The 21,144-nt window shown below is 56.9% G+C and carries 21 protein-coding genes and 1 pseudogene; 10 read left to right on the forward strand and 12 right to left on the reverse strand.

The features are described from left to right. Positions 1-31: 31 nt before the first annotated feature. Genes KW846_RS08070 through KW846_RS08080 form a run of 3 tightly spaced genes read right to left on the reverse strand, consistent with a single transcriptional unit; the run spans position 32 to position 2,102 of the window. On the reverse strand, positions 32-454 hold the full coding sequence (locus KW846_RS08070) for a MaoC family dehydratase (RefSeq protein WP_095967153.1): 423 nt from the start codon (positions 452-454) through the stop codon (positions 32-34). Positions 455-466: 12 nt separating this feature from the next. Beyond that, positions 467-907 (reverse strand): MaoC family dehydratase N-terminal domain-containing protein, encoded by a 441-nt coding sequence (locus KW846_RS08075; protein WP_007973380.1) that lies wholly within the window; start codon positions 905-907, stop codon positions 467-469. Positions 908-917: 10 nt separating this feature from the next. After that, positions 918-2,102 (reverse strand): lipid-transfer protein, encoded by a 1,185-nt coding sequence (locus tag KW846_RS08080; RefSeq protein ID WP_218481883.1) that lies wholly within the window; start codon positions 2,100-2,102, stop codon positions 918-920. Positions 2,103-2,216: 114 nt separating this feature from the next. Here KW846_RS08080 and KW846_RS08085 point away from each other — a divergent pair, with 114 nt between their 5' ends. Both KW846_RS08085 and KW846_RS08090 read left to right on the forward strand, forming a co-directional pair. Then, the gene (locus KW846_RS08085) at positions 2,217-3,230 is read left to right on the forward strand and encodes an AraC family transcriptional regulator (protein WP_007973383.1); all 1,014 of its coding nucleotides are present in this window, start codon (positions 2,217-2,219) and stop codon (positions 3,228-3,230) included. Between the two features lie 125 nt (positions 3,231-3,355). Further along, the gene (locus tag KW846_RS08090) at positions 3,356-4,498 is read left to right on the forward strand and encodes an acyl-CoA dehydrogenase family protein (protein ID WP_007973384.1); all 1,143 of its coding nucleotides are present in this window, start codon (positions 3,356-3,358) and stop codon (positions 4,496-4,498) included. A gap of 380 nt (positions 4,499-4,878) precedes the next feature. Here the strand turns inward: KW846_RS08090 and KW846_RS08095 are convergent, their stop codons facing one another. Continuing rightward, entirely contained in the window at positions 4,879-5,331 is a 453-nt protein-coding gene (locus tag KW846_RS08095; RefSeq protein ID WP_218481884.1) for an Lrp/AsnC family transcriptional regulator, read from the reverse strand. A 138-nt stretch (positions 5,332-5,469) separates the two neighbouring features. On the opposite strand from KW846_RS08095, the gene KW846_RS08100 reads away from it, so the two are divergent. Genes KW846_RS08100 through KW846_RS08110 form a run of 3 tightly spaced genes read left to right on the forward strand, consistent with a single transcriptional unit; the run spans position 5,470 to position 7,455 of the window. Beyond that, positions 5,470-6,087, forward strand: coding sequence for a LysE family translocator (locus KW846_RS08100; protein WP_218481885.1), 618 nt, complete (start codon positions 5,470-5,472; stop codon positions 6,085-6,087). 25 nt (positions 6,088-6,112) lie between these two features. Next, a complete protein-coding gene (panB, locus tag KW846_RS08105) occupies positions 6,113-6,955 on the forward strand; it encodes a 3-methyl-2-oxobutanoate hydroxymethyltransferase (RefSeq protein WP_218481886.1) in 843 nt (280 codons plus the stop codon). Positions 6,956-6,969: 14 nt separating this feature from the next. Then, positions 6,970-7,455, forward strand: a complete 486-nt coding sequence (locus KW846_RS08110; RefSeq protein WP_218481887.1) for a MaoC family dehydratase — start codon at positions 6,970-6,972, stop codon at positions 7,453-7,455. Positions 7,456-7,536: 81 nt separating this feature from the next. Here the strand turns inward: KW846_RS08110 and KW846_RS08115 are convergent, their stop codons facing one another. The 7 genes from KW846_RS08115 to pyk form a co-directional block, all read right to left on the reverse strand. Next, complete coding sequence (locus tag KW846_RS08115) at positions 7,537-8,253, reverse strand: TerC family protein (RefSeq protein ID WP_218481888.1); 717 nt, start codon at positions 8,251-8,253, stop codon at positions 7,537-7,539. A 158-nt stretch (positions 8,254-8,411) separates the two neighbouring features. Continuing rightward, positions 8,412-9,935 carry a 2,3-bisphosphoglycerate-independent phosphoglycerate mutase gene (gene gpmI, locus KW846_RS08120; RefSeq protein ID WP_218481889.1) on the reverse strand — a complete coding sequence of 508 codons (1,524 nt, stop codon included), beginning with the start codon at positions 9,933-9,935 and terminating at the stop codon, positions 8,412-8,414. Between the two features lie 9 nt (positions 9,936-9,944). Then, complete coding sequence (locus KW846_RS08125; protein WP_218481890.1) at positions 9,945-11,570, reverse strand: NADP-dependent glyceraldehyde-3-phosphate dehydrogenase; 1,626 nt, start codon at positions 11,568-11,570, stop codon at positions 9,945-9,947. A gap of 80 nt (positions 11,571-11,650) precedes the next feature. After that, positions 11,651-12,448 carry a triose-phosphate isomerase gene (tpiA, locus tag KW846_RS08130; RefSeq protein ID WP_218481891.1) on the reverse strand — a complete coding sequence of 266 codons (798 nt, stop codon included), beginning with the start codon at positions 12,446-12,448 and terminating at the stop codon, positions 11,651-11,653. 3 nt (positions 12,449-12,451) lie between these two features. Further along, positions 12,452-13,753, reverse strand: coding sequence for a phosphopyruvate hydratase (gene eno, locus KW846_RS08135; protein ID WP_218481892.1), 1,302 nt, complete (start codon positions 13,751-13,753; stop codon positions 12,452-12,454). Beyond that, positions 13,746-13,916, reverse strand: a complete 171-nt coding sequence (locus tag KW846_RS08140; RefSeq protein ID WP_007979402.1) for a hypothetical protein — start codon at positions 13,914-13,916, stop codon at positions 13,746-13,748. Before KW846_RS08140 ends, eno begins: the two co-directional genes overlap by 8 nt. Positions 13,917-13,930: 14 nt before the next feature. Next, complete coding sequence (gene pyk / locus KW846_RS08145; RefSeq protein ID WP_218481893.1) at positions 13,931-15,379, reverse strand: pyruvate kinase; 1,449 nt, start codon at positions 15,377-15,379, stop codon at positions 13,931-13,933. A gap of 315 nt (positions 15,380-15,694) precedes the next feature. Between pyk and KW846_RS30335 the strand changes: the two are divergent. The 4 genes and pseudogenes from KW846_RS30335 to KW846_RS08160 form a co-directional block, all read left to right on the forward strand. Then, a pseudogene (locus KW846_RS30335) lies at positions 15,695-16,456 on the forward strand (MCP four helix bundle domain-containing protein); the annotation flags it as partial. Then, entirely contained in the window at positions 16,454-17,317 is an 864-nt protein-coding gene (locus KW846_RS30340) for a methyl-accepting chemotaxis protein (RefSeq protein ID WP_371049673.1), read from the forward strand. The pseudogene KW846_RS30335 and the gene KW846_RS30340, both read left to right, overlap by 3 nt. A gap of 144 nt (positions 17,318-17,461) precedes the next feature. Continuing rightward, entirely contained in the window at positions 17,462-18,427 is a 966-nt protein-coding gene (locus KW846_RS08155) for a GntR family transcriptional regulator (protein WP_218481894.1), read from the forward strand. Beyond that, entirely contained in the window at positions 18,424-19,062 is a 639-nt protein-coding gene (locus tag KW846_RS08160) for an aldolase (protein ID WP_218481895.1), read from the forward strand. Before KW846_RS08155 ends, KW846_RS08160 begins: the two co-directional genes overlap by 4 nt. Positions 19,063-19,481: 419 nt before the next feature. Here KW846_RS08160 and KW846_RS08165 read toward each other — a convergent pair whose 3' ends face one another. Further along, a complete protein-coding gene (locus KW846_RS08165) occupies positions 19,482-20,111 on the reverse strand; it encodes a TetR/AcrR family transcriptional regulator (RefSeq protein WP_218481896.1) in 630 nt (209 codons plus the stop codon). A 106-nt stretch (positions 20,112-20,217) separates the two neighbouring features. On the opposite strand from KW846_RS08165, the gene KW846_RS08170 reads away from it, so the two are divergent. Then, complete coding sequence (locus KW846_RS08170) at positions 20,218-21,111, forward strand: NAD(P)/FAD-dependent oxidoreductase (RefSeq protein WP_218481897.1); 894 nt, start codon at positions 20,218-20,220, stop codon at positions 21,109-21,111. Positions 21,112-21,144: the final 33 nt, after the last annotated feature.

Here is a 21,144-nt window from a genome sequence, read left to right on the forward strand (position 1 = left end):
TGTCTCTTCCGCAAAAGGTTGAAAAAAGGGGTTAGCCAATGGCGATGGCGATCAACGCGTCGCCGACGATCTTGACCTGGCCGTATTGGTTGACCGTGGCCACTTCGACCCTTGCGCAGCGTTCGCCGTTGACCTCGACGATCTCGGTTACCTGGCCCTTGCAGGTGATGACGTGCCCCAGGTGAGTGATGCCCTGGAAGCGCACGCCAAAGCTGCGCAGCCGGCTTTGCGGCACCCACTGGGTCAGCAGGCGACCCAGCCAGGCCATACTCAACATGCCGTGGGCAAACACGTCCGGCATGCCGGCCTTGCGGGCGAAATCCACATCGATATGAATCGGGTTGAGGTCGCCCGAAGCGCAACCGAACCGCGCCAGCGTGGTGCGGTCGACCGCCGCCAGCGTCAGGGGTGGCAGCCGGTCACCGACCTTCACGTGTTGCAGTGAATGACTCATGGTCGGAACTCCTCAGTTGCGGACCACGAGCACGGTGCGCAACTCGGCGACCAGCTCGTTTTTGTCGTTATGGACTTGCGAGGTCTTGACCAGGAACTCCAGCGCGCCGTTTTTCTTGTCGAAAATATCGGCGATCCGCGACTTCACGGTGACCGTTTCCCCGGCGCACACCGGCTTGTGATAGGTGAAGCTCTGTTCACCGTGAAGAATCTTCGCGATCGGGATTTCCAGATCCGCCAGCATGCTGTCCACGGTGCCGGCATCCAGCTCGGCACCGAACAGGAATGTCGGCGGGACCAGCACGTCGCACAAGCCTGCTCCTTGGGCGGCAGCGAGATCGGTGTACAACGGATCGGTCTCGCCAATGGTCCGGGCGAATGCGCAAAGGCGCCCTCGCTCAAGCGTCATCGTGGTGGCGGCCAGTTCGTGGCCGATCCACTTCTTGTCGATCATCCGTCGCCCCTCAGACTTTTTCGTAGAGGGTGACGACGCAGGCGCCGCCCAACCCGAGATTGTGTTGCAGGGCCAGACGCGCGCCGTCTACCTGACGTGGACCTGCCTCGCCACGCAACTGCTGGACCAGCTCGGTGCACTGGGCCAGGCCGGTGGCGCCCAGTGGATGGCCCTTGGAGAGCAACCCGCCGGAAGGATTGGTGACGAATTTGCCGCCATAAGTGTTATCGCCGTCCTCGACAAAGCGCTCCGCCCCACCGATCGGGCACAGGCCCAGCGATTCGTAGGAGAGCAGCTCGTTCTGTGCGAAACAGTCGTGCAACTCGACCACCTGGATATCTTGCGGACCGACACCGGCCGCCTCGTAGACATTCTGCGCGGCCGTGCGGGTCATGCTGAAACCGACCACTTCGCGCATGTCTCTCGCATCGAACGTCCTGGACGTGTCGGTGGTCATGGATTGCGCACGAATGCGCACTGCGCCCTTCAGGCCGTGGCGTTTCAGGAAGTCCTCCGAACAGAGGATCGCCGCCCCGGCGCCGCAGGTCGGCGGGCAAGCCATCAGGCGCGTCAGCACGCCGGGCCAGACGGCGGGCGAGTTCATCACGTCTTCGGCGCTGACTAGGTTACGGAACAACGCCATCGGGTTGTTGGCAGCATGACGGCTGGCTTTGGCGCGGATCTTGGCAAAGGTTTCCAGGCGGGTGCCGAACTCCTGCATGTGCGCCAGGCCAGCGCCACCGAAGTAGCGCAGCGCGAGCGGGATGCCGGCGTGCCCGACCAACTCATCGGTGGCCAGGTCGAAGCGCTCGAAGGGGCTGGGGCGGTCGTCAAAGAGCGTGCCCAGCGCACCCGGGCTCATTTGCTCAAAACCCAGGGCCAGGGCACATTCCGCCGCACCGCCGCTGACTGCCTGGTTGGCCAGGAACAGCGCGCTGGAACCGGTGGAGCAGTTGTTGTTGACGTTGACCACCGGGATACCGGTCATGCCGACTTCGTATAGCGCACGCTGGCCTGCAGTGGAGTCACCATAGACGTAACCGACGTAGGCCTGCTCTACCTGCGCGTAACCCACGCCGGCATCGACCATCGCGGCACGCAAGGCGGCAGCGGCCATTTGCGGATAGGGCGCGTTGGCGCCCGGCTTGACGAAAGGGATCATGCCGACCCCAATCACATAGACATTGCGACTCATAGCGGCTTTCCTGAATTTAAGTTGCGGCACGGTGTGACTTTGTGGGCTTAATGTGATGGCCGTGCGCAAAACCGCCAATGTCATGGCGCCGCAAATGACTTGCAGAATCCACCAATGTCGAATCCAACCCCCGTTACCTTCGCCTCCGTTTTCGTCTCCTCCCTGCTCGCCGCAGCCCGTGATCGCGGCTACGAGATCGAGGGTTTTCTACGCGACGCAGGGATCGATCCACAGCAGCCTCAGGACTTGGACCACCACGTCACCGTCGACCAGTACGTTGCGCTGCTGCGCAAGACCATCAAGGGTCTCGATGACGAAGGCATCGCGCTGTTTTCGCGAAAATTGCGCCGCGGCAGCTTCATGCTGATGATGCGTTCAGCCCTGACCGGCGACACTCTGTTCGGCGCCCTGCGGGAATTCACCCACACCCTGCGGCTCCTGCAAGACGACCTTGACCCGGTGCTGCTGGACGACGGTCGGCACGTAAGGGTCGAACTGCACTTCCTCACCACTCAGGTCGAGTCCCGCGATTTCGCCCACGTGCTGTTTCTGCGACTGATCTGGCGCGTCATGGCCTGGCTGGAAGGCGGGAGCTTGCGCCCCGCTGGTATCGACGTGGCATTCACACAACCTGAATCGGTTGGCGACTACCGCAAGCTCTTTCCTACGGAACTGCGCTTCGGCACAGCCTTCTCGACTATCTGGTTCGACTCCCAGGCACTGCAGGCTCCCGTGCGCCGTGACAGTTCTCATCTGCATGAATACCTGGCCAAGGCCCTGCTCGACCTTCTGGTGCCCGCCATACCCGCACGCGTCAGCGACCGGGTGCGGGTCTATCTGCGTGAAGAACGCGCGCGCCATAGCGGCTGGCCAGACCTTGAACAGACCAGTGCCGCCCTGCACTGCTCGGCCAGTTCATTGCAACGTCACCTGGCTCAGGAAGGCGCCTCTTTCCAGAACATCCGCGATAGCCTGCGCCGCGACTGGGCGATCTACCGACTGAAAACCAGCAAGCTGCCGACACCGGTGCTGGCCGAGGAACTTGGCTTCGCCGACAGCGCCAGCTTCCAGCGCGCCTTCAAGCGCTGGACCGGCCAGACCCCGGGCCAGGTTCGCAAGGGCAACTGACCGATTGAGGTCAAGTGCAACAGCTTTGGGGCCAGCGGCTATGTGCGCGCACGCCCCCTCGTTCTAGGCTCGCATTTCGCACGCTGCCATCGGTGGCGAAGCCCAAAATTGCGGAGACCGAGCTTATGTTGCCCCAACTGCACCAACATTCCTGGATGGATAGCGACATCGAGGCCTATCGCGACCAGGTACGTCGCTACATCGCCAATGAGATGACACCGCACAACGATGCCTGGCGCGAACAGGGCTACGTACCGCGCGAGATCTGGCAGGGCTTTGGCGAGATGGGTTTTCTGCTGCCGGAGATCAGTGAGGAATACGGCGGTGCCGGCGCGCCGCTGTCCTATCAACTGGTCGCCCTGGATGAACTGGCTCGCGCCGGAATGCCGCCCAGTACTGCGGTGCACTCCATCGCCACCCACTACATCCTCGACTACGGTACCGAAGAGCAGAAGCAAAAATGGATTCCCCGCCTGGCCAGCGGCGAGCTCTTCGCCGCCATCGCCATGACCGAACCCGATTGCGGCTCCGACCTCAAGACCCTGCGTACACGCGCCCGCCGTGATGGCGACGAGTACGTGATCGACGGCTCCAAGACCTTCATCACCAACGGCTACAGCGGCAACCTGGTGGTAATTGCCGTGCGCACTTCCGACGATGGCGCCAAGGGTATTTCACTGGTGGTGATCGAGACCGGGAACCTCAAGGGCTACAGCGTCAACAAGCTGAAAAAGATCGGCCTGCATGGCTCGGACACATGCGAAATGTTTTTCGACAGCGTGCGCGTACCGGTCGCCAATCTGCTCGGCCCGGTCGAAGGCAACGGGTTCATCCAGCTGATGAGCCAACTTTGCTATGAACGCATGTTGCTGGCTGTGCCCGCCGTGGCGGTCATGGAGCGTGCGCTGGAACTGGCCACGGACTACGCCAAGGAACGCCGGATGTTCGGCCAGAAGCTGTTCGACCTGCAGAACACCAAGTTCAAGCTGGCCGAGTGTGCCACCATCACCCACATCGCCCGCACATTCGTCAACGACTGTACCCAGCGCTTGCTCGACGGCAAGCTCGATCCTCAGGCCGCCTACATGGCCAAGTTGTGGTGCAGCGATATGCAGTGCAAGGTCACCGACGAACTGCTGCAACTGTTCGGTGGTTACGGGTATATGGACGAATACCCTATCGCCCGGATGTTTGTCGATTCGCGCGTACAAAAGATCTATGGCGGCGCCAATGAAGTCATGAAGGACCTGATCGCTCGTCAGCTGTAGGTCTGGGCTGCGCCTTTTTCTTTGGCAGTTCCCCTCCCTGGCCTCTGCTTGTTTTGTTAGATGAAAAGCCCGCTCATCGAAGCGGGCATTGACTGTTGTTGCCTCCCTCCTCCTGCTCCGAAAGCCAACATTCCCGACCGACGCAGTTGTTCCAGCCTCTCCCCCCTCTTCGACATTGCACGGGAATGGGGACTGACGACCAAAGAAAATCCCAGCCAGGATGTACGCAAGAACAAGGAGTCGACGAGGGACGGGCGATTTTCACAAGAGGGTCTGATGCGATTGCTCAGTGTGAACCCCACTTGATCACTTTCGATCGCATGCCGCCTTGAATGAATAGGCTCACGCGGTGCGCGACAGGTTTCGTGCCAATATTCGCATTACAGAGGCAGAGGTCGATCCTGCACGACCCGCTTCATAACGAGTGTCGACGTCAAACGCTGCACATTGGGCAATGTCGAAAGACTCTCATCGTAGAGTCTTTGAAAAGCTGGCAAGTCCTGGGTAATGACGTGAAGCAAGTAATCTGGCTCCCCAAACAGTCGTTGAGCATCGACTATTTGGGGAATGCCGAGGAGCGCCGTCTCGAAGGCCTCGACAGCTAGCCTGTCGCCCTCGCGGAGCGTTGCAAACACCATAGCGGAAAAATTGAGACCCAATGCGCCTGGGTCCAACTGCGCTCTATAGCCTAGCAAAACACCCGACTCCTCCAGCGCTCGCACTCGCCGATGGCAAGGTGAAAGGCTCAATCCGACGCGCTCGGCCAGTTCGGTGACCGAGAGTCGCCCGTCCTTTTGCAATTCAGAAAGAATCTTTCGATCAATCCTGTCCATTTGGAAGAATCTCCCGTTTCCAGGCTTAATGCCGAACATCTTTGAAAATAAATTCTAACAACTTTTCACTATTCTTCCTCGCATCCATTTCTTCCGGAGCAGGACGATGAGTTATCAGCAAAACAAGTGGGTGGCCCCATGAACCTCAGTGTGTTCATTGCTTTCTGGGCTGTGTCGATTCTATTCGTCATAACCCCGGGCGCAGACTGGGCCTACGCCATATCCGCAGGTTTGAAAGGGAGGGTCGTCATACCTGCCGTGGGCGGACTTCTGTCCGGCCACCTGATTGCAACCATCGTAGTGGCCGCGGGCGTCGGCACGCTGGTAGCCAACCACCCTTTGGCCTTGACGGTGCTAACGATTGCCGGAGCGGCCTATCTGCTTTGGCTGGGTATCAACATGCTTGCCCGCCCCTCGACACCACACGCCGATGATATCCAGGCTTCGAACTCCTGGACACGCTGGGCGATCAAGGGGCTGTGCGTGAGCGGGCTCAACCCAAAAGTATTTCTGTTGTTCCTGGCGTTACTACCGCAATTTGCCCACGCCTCCGCCCCCTGGCCCGTGCCGCTACAGATGATTGCACTTGGTCTGATCCACACGATCAGTTGCGGGGTGATCTATCTTTTGGTCGGCTTCGGTTCTCAGGCCGTTCTGCATACACGCCCCGTAGCGGCTCGGTTCGTCAGCCGCTTCTCTGGCGCGGCAATGATCATCATCGCAGTCATTCTGCTCGCCGAGCAGATACTGGATTAATCCTTTTTTTATCGAGGCAATGTTCATGAGCGATCAGCCCGCACCTTACGGCAACGCAACTCGCGCGCAAGTGGCGACCCGAGTACGCATACCGCATCTGAAACAAATGAAAATGGAAGGTCGGAAATGGGCGATGCTCACTGCATACGATATGTATAGCGCTGCCATTTTCGAAGACGCGGGTATACCGGTTCTTCTGGTGGGCGACTCTGCCTCCAACAACGTCTACGGCAATGAGTCCACGCTATCGGTAACCGTTGATGAACTGATTCCGCTGGTTCGGGCGGTCAGTCGTTCCACTCAGCGAGCCCTGGTGATTGCCGGTCTGCCTTTCGGTTCTTATCAGGCCTCGGCCGAGCAATGTTTCCATACCGCCGTGCGCTTCATGAAAGAAGCCGGTGTTCACGCGGTCAAACTGGAGGGCGGCATCGAGATGCTGCCTCAGGTCGAGAAACTGACGAGTTCAGGCATACCGGTCATGGCCCACATCGGCTTCACGCCACAGTTCGAACATCAATTGGGTGGCTTTCGTGTCCAGGGCCGGGGCGAAGATGCACAGCGCTTGATCGACAGTGCCAAAGCTTTTGAAGCCGCAGGCGCGTTTGCGATTTTGATCGAGATGGTGCCGGGCGATGTGGGTCGAGCGATTACCGAAGCGGTTTCGATTCCAACTGTTGGTATCGGCGCGGGAAACCAATGCGATGCCCAAGTCCTCGTCTGGCAGGATATGGCCGGACTGCGCACCGGTCGCATGCCGCGTTTCGTCAAGCAATACGCCGATCTTCGCTCGGCTCTTCACAACGCGGCGAAGGATTTTGCACTGGATGTAGGTGCTGGTACTTTTCCCGGCCCCGAGCACACTTTCTAGCCCAAGGATCCGCTATGAAAAGCCTCAGAGAACGTGCTGCCGAAGGTCTTCAGGTCGGAGACCACTTCACCATCGATCGTTGTTTTTCGGATGAGGATGTCCGCCGATTCGCGCAGATCTCTCGGGACTACAATCCTGTTCACTGCGACGCGCATTACGCATCGATTCGCGGGTTCAAGGCACCTGTAGCCCACGGTCTACTGACAGCCAGCCTCGTTACCGAAATCGGCGGACAAATTGGTTGGCTGGCCAAAGGAATGAGTTTTGAGTTCAAACGACCGGTTTACCCAGGAGAACAGATCAGCTGTCACTGGCTTATTGTGAACATCGATGAGCGCGGTCACGCAAAAGCCGAAATCAGTGCTTCCAACGCACAGGGTGTCATCGTGCTGAAGGCAACGACCACGGGGGTACTGCCCGGCGTCGATGAACGTGAACGCATGAAACAGATGCTTTCTGAAGGCGACCCTACCAACGGTGCAACCTCTTGGTCGAGGTGATGGCCACGCGTTGGCGACTGTCCTGTCTGTATCTGAAAAAACTTGCCGCAGCGGGGCGTCCCTGCCCCGTCTGCGACGGACTCACGCAGCCTTCAGCGTCCTGAAGCGAATGTTCAATGCCTCGACCGCAAGCGAGAAGGCCATTGCAAAATAGACGTAGCCCTTCGGTACGTGCATCCCCATTGCATCGGCAATCAGCACGACGCCCACGACAATCAGGAATGCCAGGGCCAGCATTTTCAGGCTCGGATGCTTGTCGATGAACGCACTGATCGCCCCGGCCGCAAGCATCATGATCAGCACCGCGACGACGATGGCGGCGATCATCACCGGTACATGAGAAACCATTCCGACAGCTGTGATCACCGAGTCCAGCGAAAAGACGATATCGATGATCGCAATCTGAATGATGGTGCTCAGAAAGCCCGCACCCTTTTTACCAAACTCAGACTCCCCCTCCTCGCCACCTTCCAGTTCCTGGAAGATTTCGCTGCTGCTTTTCCACAGCAAGAACAATCCTCCGAAGAACAGAATCAGGTCACGCCCCGAAATCCCTTGATCGAAGACATGAAACAGATCGGCAGTCAGTTGCATGATCCACGTGATGGACAGCAGCAGAAGAATGCGCGTGACCATGGCCAGTGCCAAACCGAAGAAGCGGGTTTTGGGCTGCATGGCTTTGGGCATGCGGCTGACCAAAATCGAAATCATGATGATGTTGTCGATACCCAAAACGATTTCCAACACTGTCAGGGTAAAAAACGCGATCCAGATTTCCGGATTGAGAAACCATTCCATAACGTCAAAACTCTCGATTGCCCAGAAAAAAAGGCATCACCAAAATCGGTGATGCCCGCATGCTCAAATGAGCGAGTCGTGGTAAGCCACATCGCCTCGACGGGGGCGACCAAACCAATCGTCGATGCGGCGATGCACTGATGGCACCTGTCAGCCAATCAGACGGTGAGAAGCGAGTTGCCATCCATCTCAGACGGAATCGGCAAACTCAGCATCTGCAACAGGGTTGGAGCGATATCGCACAACCGGCCATTCTTCAGCCCGTGTCGCCCTGGTTGCTCACTGACCAGAATCAGCGGCACCGGATTCAAGGTATGCGCCGTGTGGGCCTGGCCAGACGTCGCATCGAGCATTTGCTCAACGTTGCCGTGGTCGGCAGTAATCAAACATTCACCACCGGCTGCGAGAGTTGCTTCAACTACGCGACGCAGGCATTCATCGAGCACCTCGACCGCCTTGACGGCAGCATCGAATGAGCCTGTATGACCCACCATATCGCCATTGGCATAGTTGCAAACGATCAGATCGAATGTGCCGCCGGCGATGGCGTTGACCAGTTTGTCAGTCAACAGCGGGGCGCTCATCTCAGGCTGCAGATCGTAGGAAGCAACGTCAGGCGACGGAATCAGGATTCGCTCCTCACCCTCAAAAGGCTGCTCTCTACCGCCGTTGAAAAAGAACGTCACGTGGGCGTACTTCTCGGTTTCGGCAATGCGCAATTGCGTTTTCCCAAGTCTGGCCAAGTGTTCCCCCAAGCTGTTGTGAATAGCTTCGGGAGGGAATGCACACAGGCAACTCAGCTCTTCGGAATACTGCGTCAATGTGAGCAAGCGATCCTTGGCCACCACAAACGGCCGCTCGAACGCCGTGAAATCCGGTTGGATCAACGCCTGGGTCAACTCCCGCGCCCGATCGGGGCGAAAGTTCATGAAGATCATGGCGTCATCCGCACCGACACTGACGGACTGCCCAATCGTGGTTGGCTTGACGAATTCGTCCGACTCCCCACGTTCGTAAGCGGCAGACAAAGCTACCGACGCCGTTTCAGCCTGATGTTCGGCTTCGCCGCCGACAATCAATCGGTAGGCCGATTCCACGCGACCCCAGCGGTTGTCGCGATCCATTGCATAGTAGCGACCGACCAGCGAAACAATGCGTCCGGCGCCCAGTCTCGCAAACGCGTTTTCCAAAGCCTCAAGCGAGGCTAAAGCGCTCTTGGGCGGCGTGTCTCGGCCATCGAGAAAGCCATGCACATAAACTTTCTCGACACCCTGCTCAACCAGGCAACCACAAGCCGCGATAATCTGATCGATATGACTATGCACGCCGCCCGGAGAAAGGAGCCCCATCACGTGCACAGCACCATCGCGACTCTTCACCCCTTGGAGCAACGCCTGTAGTGCCGGGTTTTGTGAGAACTCTCCTTGCGCGAGCGCTTTATCAATTCGGGTCAGGCTCTGGTAAACCACCCGCCCCGCGCCGAGGTTCATGTGGCCAACCTCGGAGTTCCCCATCTGACCCTCTGGCAGTCCAACAGCAAGACCTGACGTTTCGATTTCGCCGTTAGCGAAACGCTTAAGCAACGCATCAAACGTCGGCTTTCTCGCTGCGGCGAAAGCATTCGATTCAGTAGCCTGCCGAATACCAACACCATCAAGAATAATCAAAGAGCGCGTAGTCATCGTGCCCCCCTAGAAGATGTAGTCAGTGGTCAAGAAGCTCGACTCGCGATTGCGAATAATGTCGCTGACCAGTTCCTTGTTACTTTCCTGGAACTTGGTGGCGACAAGCGTGCGAATGGAGAACACGCGCAAGGCGTCATGAACGGATAGCGTCCCTTCGGCAGAGTTTTTGCGACCGTTGAATGGAAAGCTGTCTGGGCCGCGCTGGCATTGCGCGTTGATGTTGATACGCCCCACCTGATTGGCGAAGGCATCGACCAAACGACCCACTTGCGCGGAATCCTTGCCGAAAATACTGAGCTGCTGGCCGAAATCGGAATCGAGGACGTATTCGATGACTGTTTCCAGATCACGGTAAACCACCACAGGTACAACCGGCCCGAACTGTTCTTCGTGGTACACACGCATGTCGGAAGTCACCGGGTACAGCACCGCAGGATAGAAGAACGTCTCACAGACTTCTCCCCCGCCGGCGTTGATGACGTTGGCGCCTTTGCTGACAGCATCGGCCACAAGCCCGGTCAGAAAATCAGTCTTGCCTGGCTCTGGCAGGGGCGTCAAAGCGACACCCGGCTCCCACGGCATACCCGGTTTCAGCTGGGCCAGCTTCGCCTGGAACTTGTCGAGGAAAGTGTCAACGACGTTTTCATGAACGAACAGGATTTTCAGCGCAGTGCAGCGTTGCCCGTTAAACGAGAGCGAGCCGGTAACAGCCTCGGAAACGGCGTTATCCAGATCGACATCGGGCAGGATGATGCCCGGGTTTTTCGCATCCAGACCCAGCGCGGCACGCAGACGGTGTGGCTTAGGGTGCAGCTTTTTCAGGTCGCTGGCAGCCTTGTTGGTTCCGATGAACGCAAAAACATCGATCTTGCCGCTGGCCATTAAAGCGCTGACGGTTTCCCGGCCGCTGCCGTAGATGATGTTGATAACCCCGGACGGGAAGCTGTCACGGAATGCCTCAAGCAAAGGTCGAATCAGCAGTACACCGAATTTGGCCGGTTTGAACACGACGGTATTGCCCATGATCAACGCCGGGATCAAGGTCGTGAACGTCTCGTTCAGGGGATAGTTATAAGGCCCCATGCACAGCGTTACGCCCAGCGGAACGCGGCGGATCTGGCCCAAGGTGTCTTGTTCGAGCTCAAAACGGCTGGAGCGACGATCCAGCTCCTTGAGGGCATTGATCGTGTCAACGATGTAGTCGCAGGTGCGATCGAACTCTTTCTCCGAGTCTTTGAGATTCTTGCCAATCTCCCACATCAACAATTTCACTACCGCTTCACGTTGTTCACGCATGCGGCTGAGGAAAGACTCCACGTGCCGAATACGCTCGACCACACGCAGGGTTGGCCAGACGCCTTGGCCACGGTCATAGGCCTGTACCGCTGCATCCAGTGCGGTCATGGCCGTTTGCGCGTCCAGAAGTGGGGTACTGCCCAAAATCACGGACTCGTGACCCGATTCTTTTTTCAGGCATACAGGACTGCGGACGGGAGCGAGCGCGCCGTCCCACAACCGCAGCTCGCCATTGACCAGATATTCGCGCTGTTCAATGGAAGGTCCTGGACGGTATGCAGCAGGGATTTCGTCCGCGCTCGGGAAGAGAGTTTCAAGTCGGTTGTTCAACGTCATTTTTCATACCTCTGTGCACACTGTGCAGTGCCGGGAGAGAAAGAACCCGGCACATGGTGCTTTGCACGTTCAAATAGAATTCAGATCGCGATGGGTTCGGCAGCCGGCGCCGTTTGAGCCGCCCAGCAGATGGCAGCAAAGGACATCGCATCCAGCGAAGCTCCGCCGATCAGGCCACCATCGATGTCCGGTTGATCGAACAATTGCTTGGCGTTCTCGGCCTTCACACTCCCGCCGTACAGAATCCGGCAATCGGTGGCGGCCGGGCGATCCTGTTCAGCCAGCCATTCCCGGATGTGCCGATGAACAGCTTGAGCCTGCTCTGGTGTCGCGGTTTCGCCAGTACCAATGGCCCATACAGGTTCATAGGCAATCACACCCTTGACCAGGTCCTGAATGCCCACTGCCTTCAGTACTGCACTCAATTGTTGGGTGACGACTGCCTCTGTTTCCCCCCCCTGACGTTGAGCAAGTGTTTCACCCACACACAAAACCGGGATGAGTCCGGCACGAAGCGCGGTAGCAAACTTCTTTGCCACAAGCTCATCGTCTTCTGCATAAAGCGCACGGCGCTCCGAATGCCCGACGAGCACATAGCGGCAGCCAATGTCCTCGAGCATCGAAGCACTGACTTCTCCGGTATGTGCGCCTGACAGATGGGTGCTGAGATTCTGGGCTCCCAGCGAAACATCAGAATCATCCAGCAGATCGGCTACGGTCGTCAGGTAGGGAAACGGTGGGCAAATTGCCGTTTCAACGCTTTCAAAGCGCGAAATCACCGGAAGTAAGCTGCGCAGCAACGAAGCATTCGCCACGCTACTACCGTTCATTTTCCAATTTCCGATAACAAGTTTCTTTTTGTGAGAAGAGGTCTGCATGATTCAGGCTTTCCTGTTCAGAAGCGCGGCCGTGTTGTAAGGCGCTCGCTCTTGCAAGGCCTCTTCTATACGCAACAATCGGTTGTATTTACCCACACGATCCGAGCGGCTCAGAGAGCCTGTCTTAATCTGCCCCGCGCGAGTGGCAACGGCGAGGTCGGCAATGGTGGTGTCCTCGGTCTCACCCGAACGATGGGAAATAACTGCGGTGTAACCGGCATCTTGCGCCATGCGGATGGCGTCCAGCGTCTCGCTGAGTGTGCCGATCTGGTTGAACTTGATCAGGATCGAATTACCGATCCCTTTCTGAATGCCTTCGCGCAGAATTTTGGTGTTGGTCACAAACAAGTCGTCGCCCACCAGTTGCACGTGGCCGAGCTTCTGAGTCAGTCCCGCCCAGCCATCCCAATCGCTTTCATCCATCCCGTCTTCGATGGAAATGATCGGGTACTTGTCGCAAAGCATCGCCAGGTAATCGGCGAAACCTGCCGAATTGAATGACTGGTCTTCGCCGGCGAGTACATAATTACCGTCCTCGTAAAATTCGGAGGCAGCACAATCCAGCGCCAGCGTGATGTCCTTGCCCAGCTCGTAACCCGCTCGACTTACGGCTTCCTTGATAACAATCAATGCTTCTTCATTGGAGGCAAGTGAAGGAGCAAACCCACCCTCATCCCCCACCGCGGTGCTCAGGCCGCGTTCCGACAAAACCTTCTTCAAGGAGTGGAACACCTCGGCGCCCATGCGCAGACCTTCGCGGAACGACGAGGCTCCGACTGGCTGGATCATGAATTCTTGAATATCGATGTTGTTATCGGCGTGCTCGCCGCCGTTGATGATGTTCATCATCGGAACGGGCATGCTGAATTTGCCCGGTGAGCCATACAGCGCAGCCAAGTGTTCGTACAGCGGAACACCCTTAACCGCAGCCGCAGCCTTGGCGGTGGCCAGGGACACCGCGAGGATCGCATTGGCCCCCAGAATGCTCTTGCTCTCGGTACCATCCAGGGCAATCATCGCATTGTCGATTTCGCGCTGATTCAGGGCATCCAGTCCGATCAGGCATTCACGAATCGGGTTGTTCACATTCTCGACCGCGCGCATCACGCCTTTGCCCATGTAACGCGATGCATTGTCTCTCAGCTCGAGCGCTTCACGGGAACCCGTGGACGCACCGGAGGGAACGCTGGCCGTTGCACTGACGCCACACGCGAGGGTCACAACCGCTTCGACGGTGGGGTTGCCTCGCGAGTCCAGAATTTCACGGGCAAGGATGTGTTGGATTCGGCTGTTCTTGTTAAGCATGATTTGTCCCCTTCGAATGGTTCACTGCCGTTACCTCTTCGCCTTGCGGCGTCAGCAGCTCCTGCTGTTCTGCGTACTGCGCTCGAAAATCGAAATCGCGTGGCCACGACCCAAAATCGTGGTTATCCACGGCTTCGTGATCAGTTGAACGGGTTTCACTCATCAAAGCATCCTCACTCAGCGAATGGCTTCGCCAACGCACACGACTCGAAGGGAATTGGTCCCACCTTGGGCGTTGGCGTAATCGCCTTTGGTAATCAGAACGTGATCACCGGCCTTCACCACACCGCGTCGGGTCAACTCTTCAACCGCTTTCTCATTCACCATTTCAGGAGCGAAGTCGTCACTGTCGAACGGAATGGTCGCGACACCACGGAACAACGTGACGCGATTCTGAGTGGCCAGATTGCGAGAGAACGCAAAGATCGGAAGGTGCGAGCGAATGCGCGACATCAAGCGAGGTGTATCGCCGCTTTCCGTCATGCAGATGATGGCTTTGACACCGTGCAGATGGTTGGCCGCGTACATGGCGGACATCGCGATGGACTCGTCGATTTTGTGGAACACCTGGTCGACGCGATGTTTGGAACGATGGGACTGAGGATGCTTTTCTGCGCCGATGATGATCCGGTGCATGGCCTCGATCGTTTCGATCGGATAGGCACCCGCCGCGGTTTCGGCGGAGAGCATCACGGCGTCGGTGCCATCAAGCACTGCGTTGGCAACGTCGAACACTTCTGCACGAGTCGGCATTGACTGCGTGATCATCGACTCCATCATCTGAGTGGCAGTGATCACCACACGATTAAGCGTGCGGGCACGTTCGATAATCAGCTTTTGAACGGCTACCAGTTCCGCGTCACCGATTTCCACCCCCAGGTCACCCCGGGCCACCATCACGCCTTCAGATGCTTCGATGATCTCATCGAGAATTCGCAGGTCATTGACGGTTTCTGCGCGTTCAATCTTGGCAATCAGGCCGGCCTGCCCTCCCGCCTCCTGCATCAGGCGACGAGCCAGGTGCATATCCGAGGCGTCGCGTGGAAACGAGACAGCCAGGTAATCCACCTGCATGTGTGCAGCCGTCTTGATATCGGCGAAATCTTTTTCGGTCAGCGCCGATGCCGACAGTCCACCGCCTTTGCGATTGATCCCCTTGTTGTTGGACAGCGGTCCGCTTATCAGGACTTCGCAGATCAATTGCGTCGCTTCGACTTTCAGAACCTTCAACTCGATTCGTCCGTCATCGAGTAACAGAATGTCGTCTGGGCGGCTGTCTGTGATCAAGGCCTCGTAGTCGATTCCGACCCGCTGATTGTCCCCGGCATTTTTGTCCAGCGCAGCGTCGAGAATGAATTGCTGCCCCTTCTCGAGAACGACTTTCCCTTGCGCAAACCGTGCGATGCGAATTTTAGGACCTTGCAGATCGGCCAGTACTGCCACGAAACGACCATGTTTGGCAGCCAGCTCACGCACCAGCCGGGCACGAGCAATGTGATCTTCAGCCTTCCCATGGGAAAAGTTCAGGCGCACGACATCAACGCCCGCTTTCACCAATCCCTCGAGGGCTTCGAATGATTCTGTTGCTGGCCCCAACGTGGCCACGATCTTGGTTCTGCGCTGCATGACAGATGCTTCCTCAAACAGGGTTTTATTATTGAACGCAAAGGAAATCTGGATGCGCTTGTGATTATTTGCGTGCAAATAATCAATCAGCGCAAAGCAATCCTATTGACTGCTAAAACTGCCAGGGACCGAAAAATAGCTCTTTACCTCAATCTTTTCGTGCTGCCACCCAGTACCCAGGTAAGCGCCATCGAAAAAACGCTTAAAAAATCTTGGCACATTGACACACCAAAATGCAATGCTATTTTAGTCAGCACAAATACACGCATCCGGCCACGACCCGGATCGCACTACTCTGCCGAAGGGATACTGATCATGCTGCCAAGACACCTCTCCATCGCCAGTCGAATGGTTCTCGGGTTCGTCATCATTGCCGCGCTGAGCATTGCGCTAGGGGTCTTCGCGCTACGTCAGATCGATGAAGTGCAGGTCCAATCGACTCAGATAAAGGACAATTGGCTTCAACGGGTACGTGCTCTGGGGGCGGCGAATGCCGCACTGAACCGCTACCGGATGGGATCGATGCAGCACATTCTTTCGGTCAGCGAAAAAGACATGCAATCTTACGAAGACAAAACCGCCGGGCGGTTGCGTCAGGTTCGCGAGCAAATGCAGATCTACGCCCAGTTGCTCACGAACGAGGACGATAAGGGCAGGTTGAGCGCGTTCAATGCCAGCCTTGACGTGTATGCAAAAAATCACCTCGAATTGCTCAAGCTTTCTCGCAAGGGTGACAAGACGGGCGCCAGGGAATTTCTGATGGCGATCAGGGATTCCTACGATCAGATGACGCAAAACTTCGAAGACCTCATCGACCGTTCAAACAAAGGCGCAGAGCTGGCAGGTAACGAGTCGATCGATGCCTATCAACGCGCCGTCCAAGGTGTGGCATTGGTCATCATCCTGGTTGGTATCGGGACAGTTCTGGTGGCATGGCTACTGACTCGCAGCATCACTGCGCCCTTGAATGTGGCCGTTAAAGCCGCGAAAACAATTGCCGAAGGTGATCTGAGCCAGCCCATTCAACCAACCGGCAACGATGAAGCTACTCGTCTGCTCGAGTCCTTGGCGACCATGCAAAGCAATCTGATAAAAACCCTGGGACAGATCTCAGGCTCATCCCGGCAATTGACCAGCGCCACCGCGCAACTGAACACGGTCACGGAAGCTTCCAGTCAGGATATTCAACAGCAACACGCCGAGATTGAGCAGGCAGCCACCGCGGTGACCGAAATGACCGCAGCCATTGAAGAAGTCGCCCGCAATGCGCTATCCACGTCCGAGCTGTCCGTGGCGTCACGGGACATTGCCCTGAAAGGGCAGCAACGCATGGTCGAAACATTGGATGCCATAGAGACGCTCACCCGAGATGTGCAACTCAGTTCGGAGCAGATCGAAAGCCTGGCCGAACAGTCGCAACGTATTGGCAAGGTACTGGACGTCATTCGCACGATTGCCGAACAAACCAACCTGTTGGCACTCAACGCCGCCATTGAAGCGGCTCGAGCAGGCGATGCGGGTAGAGGTTTTGCCGTCGTTGCAGATGAGGTGCGCGCCCTCGCCCACCGCACTGCACAGTCGACGCGGGAAATCGAAGAGATGATAAGTGGCATCCAAAGCGGAACGGATACTGCCGTTTCAACCATGCTCAGCAGCAGTGAGAACACCCGTCTCACGTTGTCTTTGGCCCAATCCACTCAAAGTGCGCTGGCAGAAATTGTCGCCGCCAACGACGACATCAATCAACGCAATCTAATGATCACGACGGCCACCGAAGAACAAGCGCACGTTGCACGTTCCGTTGACCGCAACTTGCTCAATATCCGTGATCTATCCGTTCAGTCGGCTACGGGCTCACAACAAACCACTGACGCTTCGATATCCCTCGGCCATTTGGCTGTCGAACTCAACAGCATGGTGGGTCACTTCAAGATTTAATCAGTGCAATTTTTTGCATAATGCCACGTTAAAAAGTAGTCAACGGCGACGAAACCTGTTCGAATCAAGCCATGCTTCATTCGCTCTCACTCGCCACTACTGCGGAAAGTGATCGTCGCCACTCTATTCGTAAGTGATCAAAATATGGCCTCAAGTGCCCTCGTACTACGCATCGCCGCTGAAATCCGGCAGAAAATCCAGACAGGCAAGCTGCCCCTGGGTGCTCATCTGAGCGCACAAAAAGTCGCCGACGAGTTCAACGTCTCCCGCTCCCCTGCACGCGAAGCGCTGGTGCTGCTCTCCGAGCAAAACATTCTCGAGCAACTGCCAAATCGTGGGTTCTTTGTGCTGGAGCTCGTGCAGGATCCGTCGCAAATCCACGATGAGGTACTTCCGCTTGAAGAGCCGGACGAATACTACCGACTCTCGGAAGACTGGCTGAACAATGCAATCCCCAACGAAGTGACAGAGCAGTTTCTGCGCACTCGCTACAACCTGACAAAGGCCCAGGTCATAGACATTCTCAACCGGGCGGCAAAAGTCGGTTGGGCCGAGCCAAAACCGGGTTATGGCTGGCGCTTCCTGGACGTGGCGAAGACACCGGAAACTCTCGAACAGATCTACAAGGTGCGCTCGTTGATCGAACCGGCAGCGCTGCTGGAATCGACCTACCATCACGACCTGAGCAAGCTCCAGCGCTTGAAAAAAGAGCAGCAGGACATGCTCAACGGCGGCATTGATAACCTGCCGGCTGATGTGCTGCTCAAAAATGGTATTCGCTTCCACGAAGAGCTAATCAAGCTCTCCGGCAACCCGCTTTATCACATGATCCTGGTCCAGATGAACAACATGCGGCGATTAATCGAATATCGCTCGATGATCGACCGCAAGCGCCTTTTCAAACAGTGCGCCGAACACATCCGGATGATCGAACTGGTGGAGCAAGGCAACAACCTTGAAGCCGCGCATCTCATGAAACAGCACCTGAGTGGATCCTTCGCTCACAAATCGCCGATTCTGAAATTAAGACCCGAATCCGCCGAAGCCAACCTTTCACTTTCAGGCATCGGCACTGGCCTCACATCACTTCTCGAGGAGAGTACAAGTTGAGCACCGAAGAACAATTGCGCGAAGAAATCTGCACCGTCGGCAAAAGCCTGTACGAACGTGGTTATACCGTGGGTAGCGCAGGCAATATCAGTGCACGCCTGGAAGATGGCTGGTTGATCACCCCCACCGACGCCTGCCTGGGAAGATTGAAGCCGGAAGAAATCGCGAAAGTCAGCAAGGACGGCACCTGGGTATCCGGCAACAAGCCGTCGAAAACCCTGGAGCTGCATCGTCAGGTATACGACCGCAACCCGGAAGTGAATGGTGTAGTGCACACACATTCGACTTCGCTCGTGGCTCTGACGCTCGCCGGAGTCTGGAACAAAGACGACATCCTTCCTCCACTGACGCCTTACCAAATCATGAAAGTCGGCCACATCCCATTGATCGCCTATCAGCGCCCCGGTTCTCCTGACGTGGCGGCACAAGTTGCGCAATTGGCCAACGATGTGCGTGGCGTCATGCTGGAACGGCTAGGCCCAGTGGTTTGGGAAACCTCAGTATCGAAAGCCAGCTTTGCACTGGAAGAGCTTGAGGAAACGGCGAAGCTCTGGATGATGAGCAATCCGAAGCCTGCACCGCTGGATGAGGAAGCAATTGAAGACCTGCGTCGGGTGTTTTCTGTTAAGTGGTGATGCCTCCAAGACGCAACACAAGATCTTCCATTGAATAATGCGTTGATACTCGCCTTGTTAATCAAGACCTCCATTCATCTCGCTACAGAGGTGATTAGCGAGGCGAATGTCCCCTTGCATAGTTGACACTATTTTCCCCTCAACCTAGGTCATGCAGCCTGACCGGGCACTATCTAACTGAATTTCCGCGCTATTACGCTCGTTCTTCGAATTAGGGGCAGATTCGTAAGGTGCGCCGATGTAGGGTGACAGCCGGCTGCGAGTTATTTTCAGACCATGCGACAGACAGCAATCGATTTCTGCGCTTCATGAAAGGCATAAAACGGCCATAAGCGGACCTTGGCAAGGACCGCTAACGGCCGAAGCCTGCCATTTGAGATGTCCAGCTAACGATCAACATCAGGCGTTCAAATCAACCACTAAATACCGTGCGCTGCGATGAACATTGCGACGGCCGACCGGCAATAGGATTCGACTTCATAGTCGTCCTTTGCTTTCGCCTCATCGAAGCGGGCGATCATCAGGAGATCGGACCCTTTGATAAGCGCGGCAAACAAGCGGGCAGACTCTAAAGGGTCGGGCACGTTCAGCATCGCCTTCGCGTGCAACTGACGCAACAGGGCCTCGATCTGGGCAATGACATAGGCGGGACCGGCTTCGTAATGGAGCTTGCTCAACGACTTTTGCTTCGTCTTGTCGACCATGATCATGGCTTCAACACTGCGCACTTCCGGACTCAACAACGTGCGCAACAGGAATGTCCCCACCGCCATGAGCTGATCTGCAGCCGAACCGTCGATGCCTTCAACAATGGCCTGTGGTGCAAACTGATGGCAATGGGCCGCGATGGCCGCGCTGAACAGCGCCTCCTTGTTCTCGAAGTGTCGGTAGATGCTTAGCTTGGATATTTTTGCCCGCTGGGCGACCTTGTCCATTGTTGTCGCTTGAAATCCCAACTCCACAAAAAGTTCGCCGGCGGCGTCGACGATCGTTTGGCTGAGCGCCTCGTTGGCTGGCCGGCCGCGCCGGGTCTGGCTGATTTCGGTCATAAAAATTCCAGTACTTGACGGTATCGTAATTTAGGGATTATGGTACTCGAAAGTATCCAAACAGTAAAACCCAAGTCCCTTCAGCCACAACGCGGAGCCTATCACCATGAATGACGTCATCATTATCGGCGGCAGTTTTGCGGGTCTTGCCGCCGCTCTCCAGCTTGGTCGTGCCCGCCGAAAAGTCACCGTTCTCGATACCGGACTTCCGCGTAATCGCTTCGCCGACCACTCGCATGGTTTGCTTGGCCACGATCACAAGCCACCGCTGGAAATTCTGGCCGAAGCGCGGCAACAGTTGGCGCGCTACCCTACGATCAGCCTTGTCACTGCCCGGGCCGAGAGTATCTCCGGCACCATTGACGATTTCTCCATCCTCACTGGCGATGGCGGAAGTCTCAGGGCACGCCGCCTGATCTTGAGTTATGGCGTCGCCGACCAGATGCCTGAACTTCCCGGCTTTGCCGAAGGCTGGGGAACCTCCATCGTGCCCTGCCCCTATTGCGACGGCTTTGAAGTTGCGGGCCGGCATTGGGGCCTCGTCTGGTCCGGCCCGCCGTCGCACAACTACGTCAGGCTATACCACGACTGGACCGACACATTGACGGTCTTCGCCAATGGTCACGACATTCCACCTGACATCCGGGCCGATCTGGCGCGCCGCGGCATCCCTGTCGTCGATGGCCGGATCACCGAAATCGACCATGACGAGAGCCATAACACCACCGTCAGGCTCGACGCCGGCCCCCCTGTCGCGGTCGACATCCTGTTCGCGCATCCGCGCAACAAGCCCTCCGCACGTCTGCATGAATCCCTGGGCCTCGCCACGGTCGATACGCCTCTGGGTATCGCCCTCAAGGTCGACGAGCGCCGCGAAACCAGTGTGCCCGGCGTCTACGCTGCCGGCGACCTCGCCAACCCTCTCATGGCTTCTGTCAGCACGGCTTCATGGCAAGGCGCGATGGCGGGCATCTTCGCCCAGCAGTCGATGCTGGTTTGAGATCAAGCAGCATCGATCACGCCAATTTCAACT

Origin of the sequence: Pseudomonas sp. PDM32 (assembly GCF_019219225.1) — a bacterium.
Classification (GTDB): domain Bacteria; phylum Pseudomonadota; class Gammaproteobacteria; order Pseudomonadales; family Pseudomonadaceae; genus Aquipseudomonas; species Aquipseudomonas laurylsulfatiphila.

What these genes read in the sequence shown, in the direction of transcription:
- KW846_RS08070 (WP_095967153.1), bottom strand. Translation starts at nt 454, where the DNA reads ATGAGTCATTCACTGCAACACGTGAAGGTCGGTGACCGGCTGCCACCC.
- KW846_RS08075 (WP_007973380.1), bottom strand. Translation starts at nt 907, where the DNA reads ATGATCGACAAGAAGTGGATCGGCCACGAACTGGCCGCCACCACGATG.
- KW846_RS08080 (WP_218481883.1), bottom strand. Translation starts at nt 2,102, where the DNA reads ATGAGTCGCAATGTCTATGTGATTGGGGTCGGCATGATCCCTTTCGTC.
- KW846_RS08085 (WP_007973383.1), top strand. Translation starts at nt 2,217, where the DNA reads ATGTCGAATCCAACCCCCGTTACCTTCGCCTCCGTTTTCGTCTCCTCC.
- KW846_RS08090 (WP_007973384.1), top strand. Translation starts at nt 3,356, where the DNA reads ATGTTGCCCCAACTGCACCAACATTCCTGGATGGATAGCGACATCGAG.
- KW846_RS08095 (WP_218481884.1), bottom strand. Translation starts at nt 5,331, where the DNA reads ATGGACAGGATTGATCGAAAGATTCTTTCTGAATTGCAAAAGGACGGG.
- KW846_RS08100 (WP_218481885.1), top strand. Translation starts at nt 5,470, where the DNA reads ATGAACCTCAGTGTGTTCATTGCTTTCTGGGCTGTGTCGATTCTATTC.
- panB (WP_218481886.1), top strand. Translation starts at nt 6,113, where the DNA reads ATGAGCGATCAGCCCGCACCTTACGGCAACGCAACTCGCGCGCAAGTG.
- KW846_RS08110 (WP_218481887.1), top strand. Translation starts at nt 6,970, where the DNA reads ATGAAAAGCCTCAGAGAACGTGCTGCCGAAGGTCTTCAGGTCGGAGAC.
- KW846_RS08115 (WP_218481888.1), bottom strand. Translation starts at nt 8,253, where the DNA reads ATGGAATGGTTTCTCAATCCGGAAATCTGGATCGCGTTTTTTACCCTG.
- gpmI (WP_218481889.1), bottom strand. Translation starts at nt 9,935, where the DNA reads ATGACTACGCGCTCTTTGATTATTCTTGATGGTGTTGGTATTCGGCAG.
- KW846_RS08125 (WP_218481890.1), bottom strand. Translation starts at nt 11,570, where the DNA reads ATGACGTTGAACAACCGACTTGAAACTCTCTTCCCGAGCGCGGACGAA.
- tpiA (WP_218481891.1), bottom strand. Translation starts at nt 12,448, where the DNA reads ATGCAGACCTCTTCTCACAAAAAGAAACTTGTTATCGGAAATTGGAAA.
- eno (WP_218481892.1), bottom strand. Translation starts at nt 13,753, where the DNA reads ATGCTTAACAAGAACAGCCGAATCCAACACATCCTTGCCCGTGAAATT.
- KW846_RS08140 (WP_007979402.1), bottom strand. Translation starts at nt 13,916, where the DNA reads ATGAGTGAAACCCGTTCAACTGATCACGAAGCCGTGGATAACCACGAT.
- pyk (WP_218481893.1), bottom strand. Translation starts at nt 15,379, where the DNA reads ATGCAGCGCAGAACCAAGATCGTGGCCACGTTGGGGCCAGCAACAGAA.
- KW846_RS30340 (WP_371049673.1), top strand. Translation starts at nt 16,454, where the DNA reads ATGCAAAGCAATCTGATAAAAACCCTGGGACAGATCTCAGGCTCATCC.
- KW846_RS08155 (WP_218481894.1), top strand. Translation starts at nt 17,462, where the DNA reads ATGGCCTCAAGTGCCCTCGTACTACGCATCGCCGCTGAAATCCGGCAG.
- KW846_RS08165 (WP_218481896.1), bottom strand. Translation starts at nt 20,111, where the DNA reads ATGACCGAAATCAGCCAGACCCGGCGCGGCCGGCCAGCCAACGAGGCG.
- KW846_RS08170 (WP_218481897.1), top strand. Translation starts at nt 20,218, where the DNA reads ATGAATGACGTCATCATTATCGGCGGCAGTTTTGCGGGTCTTGCCGCC.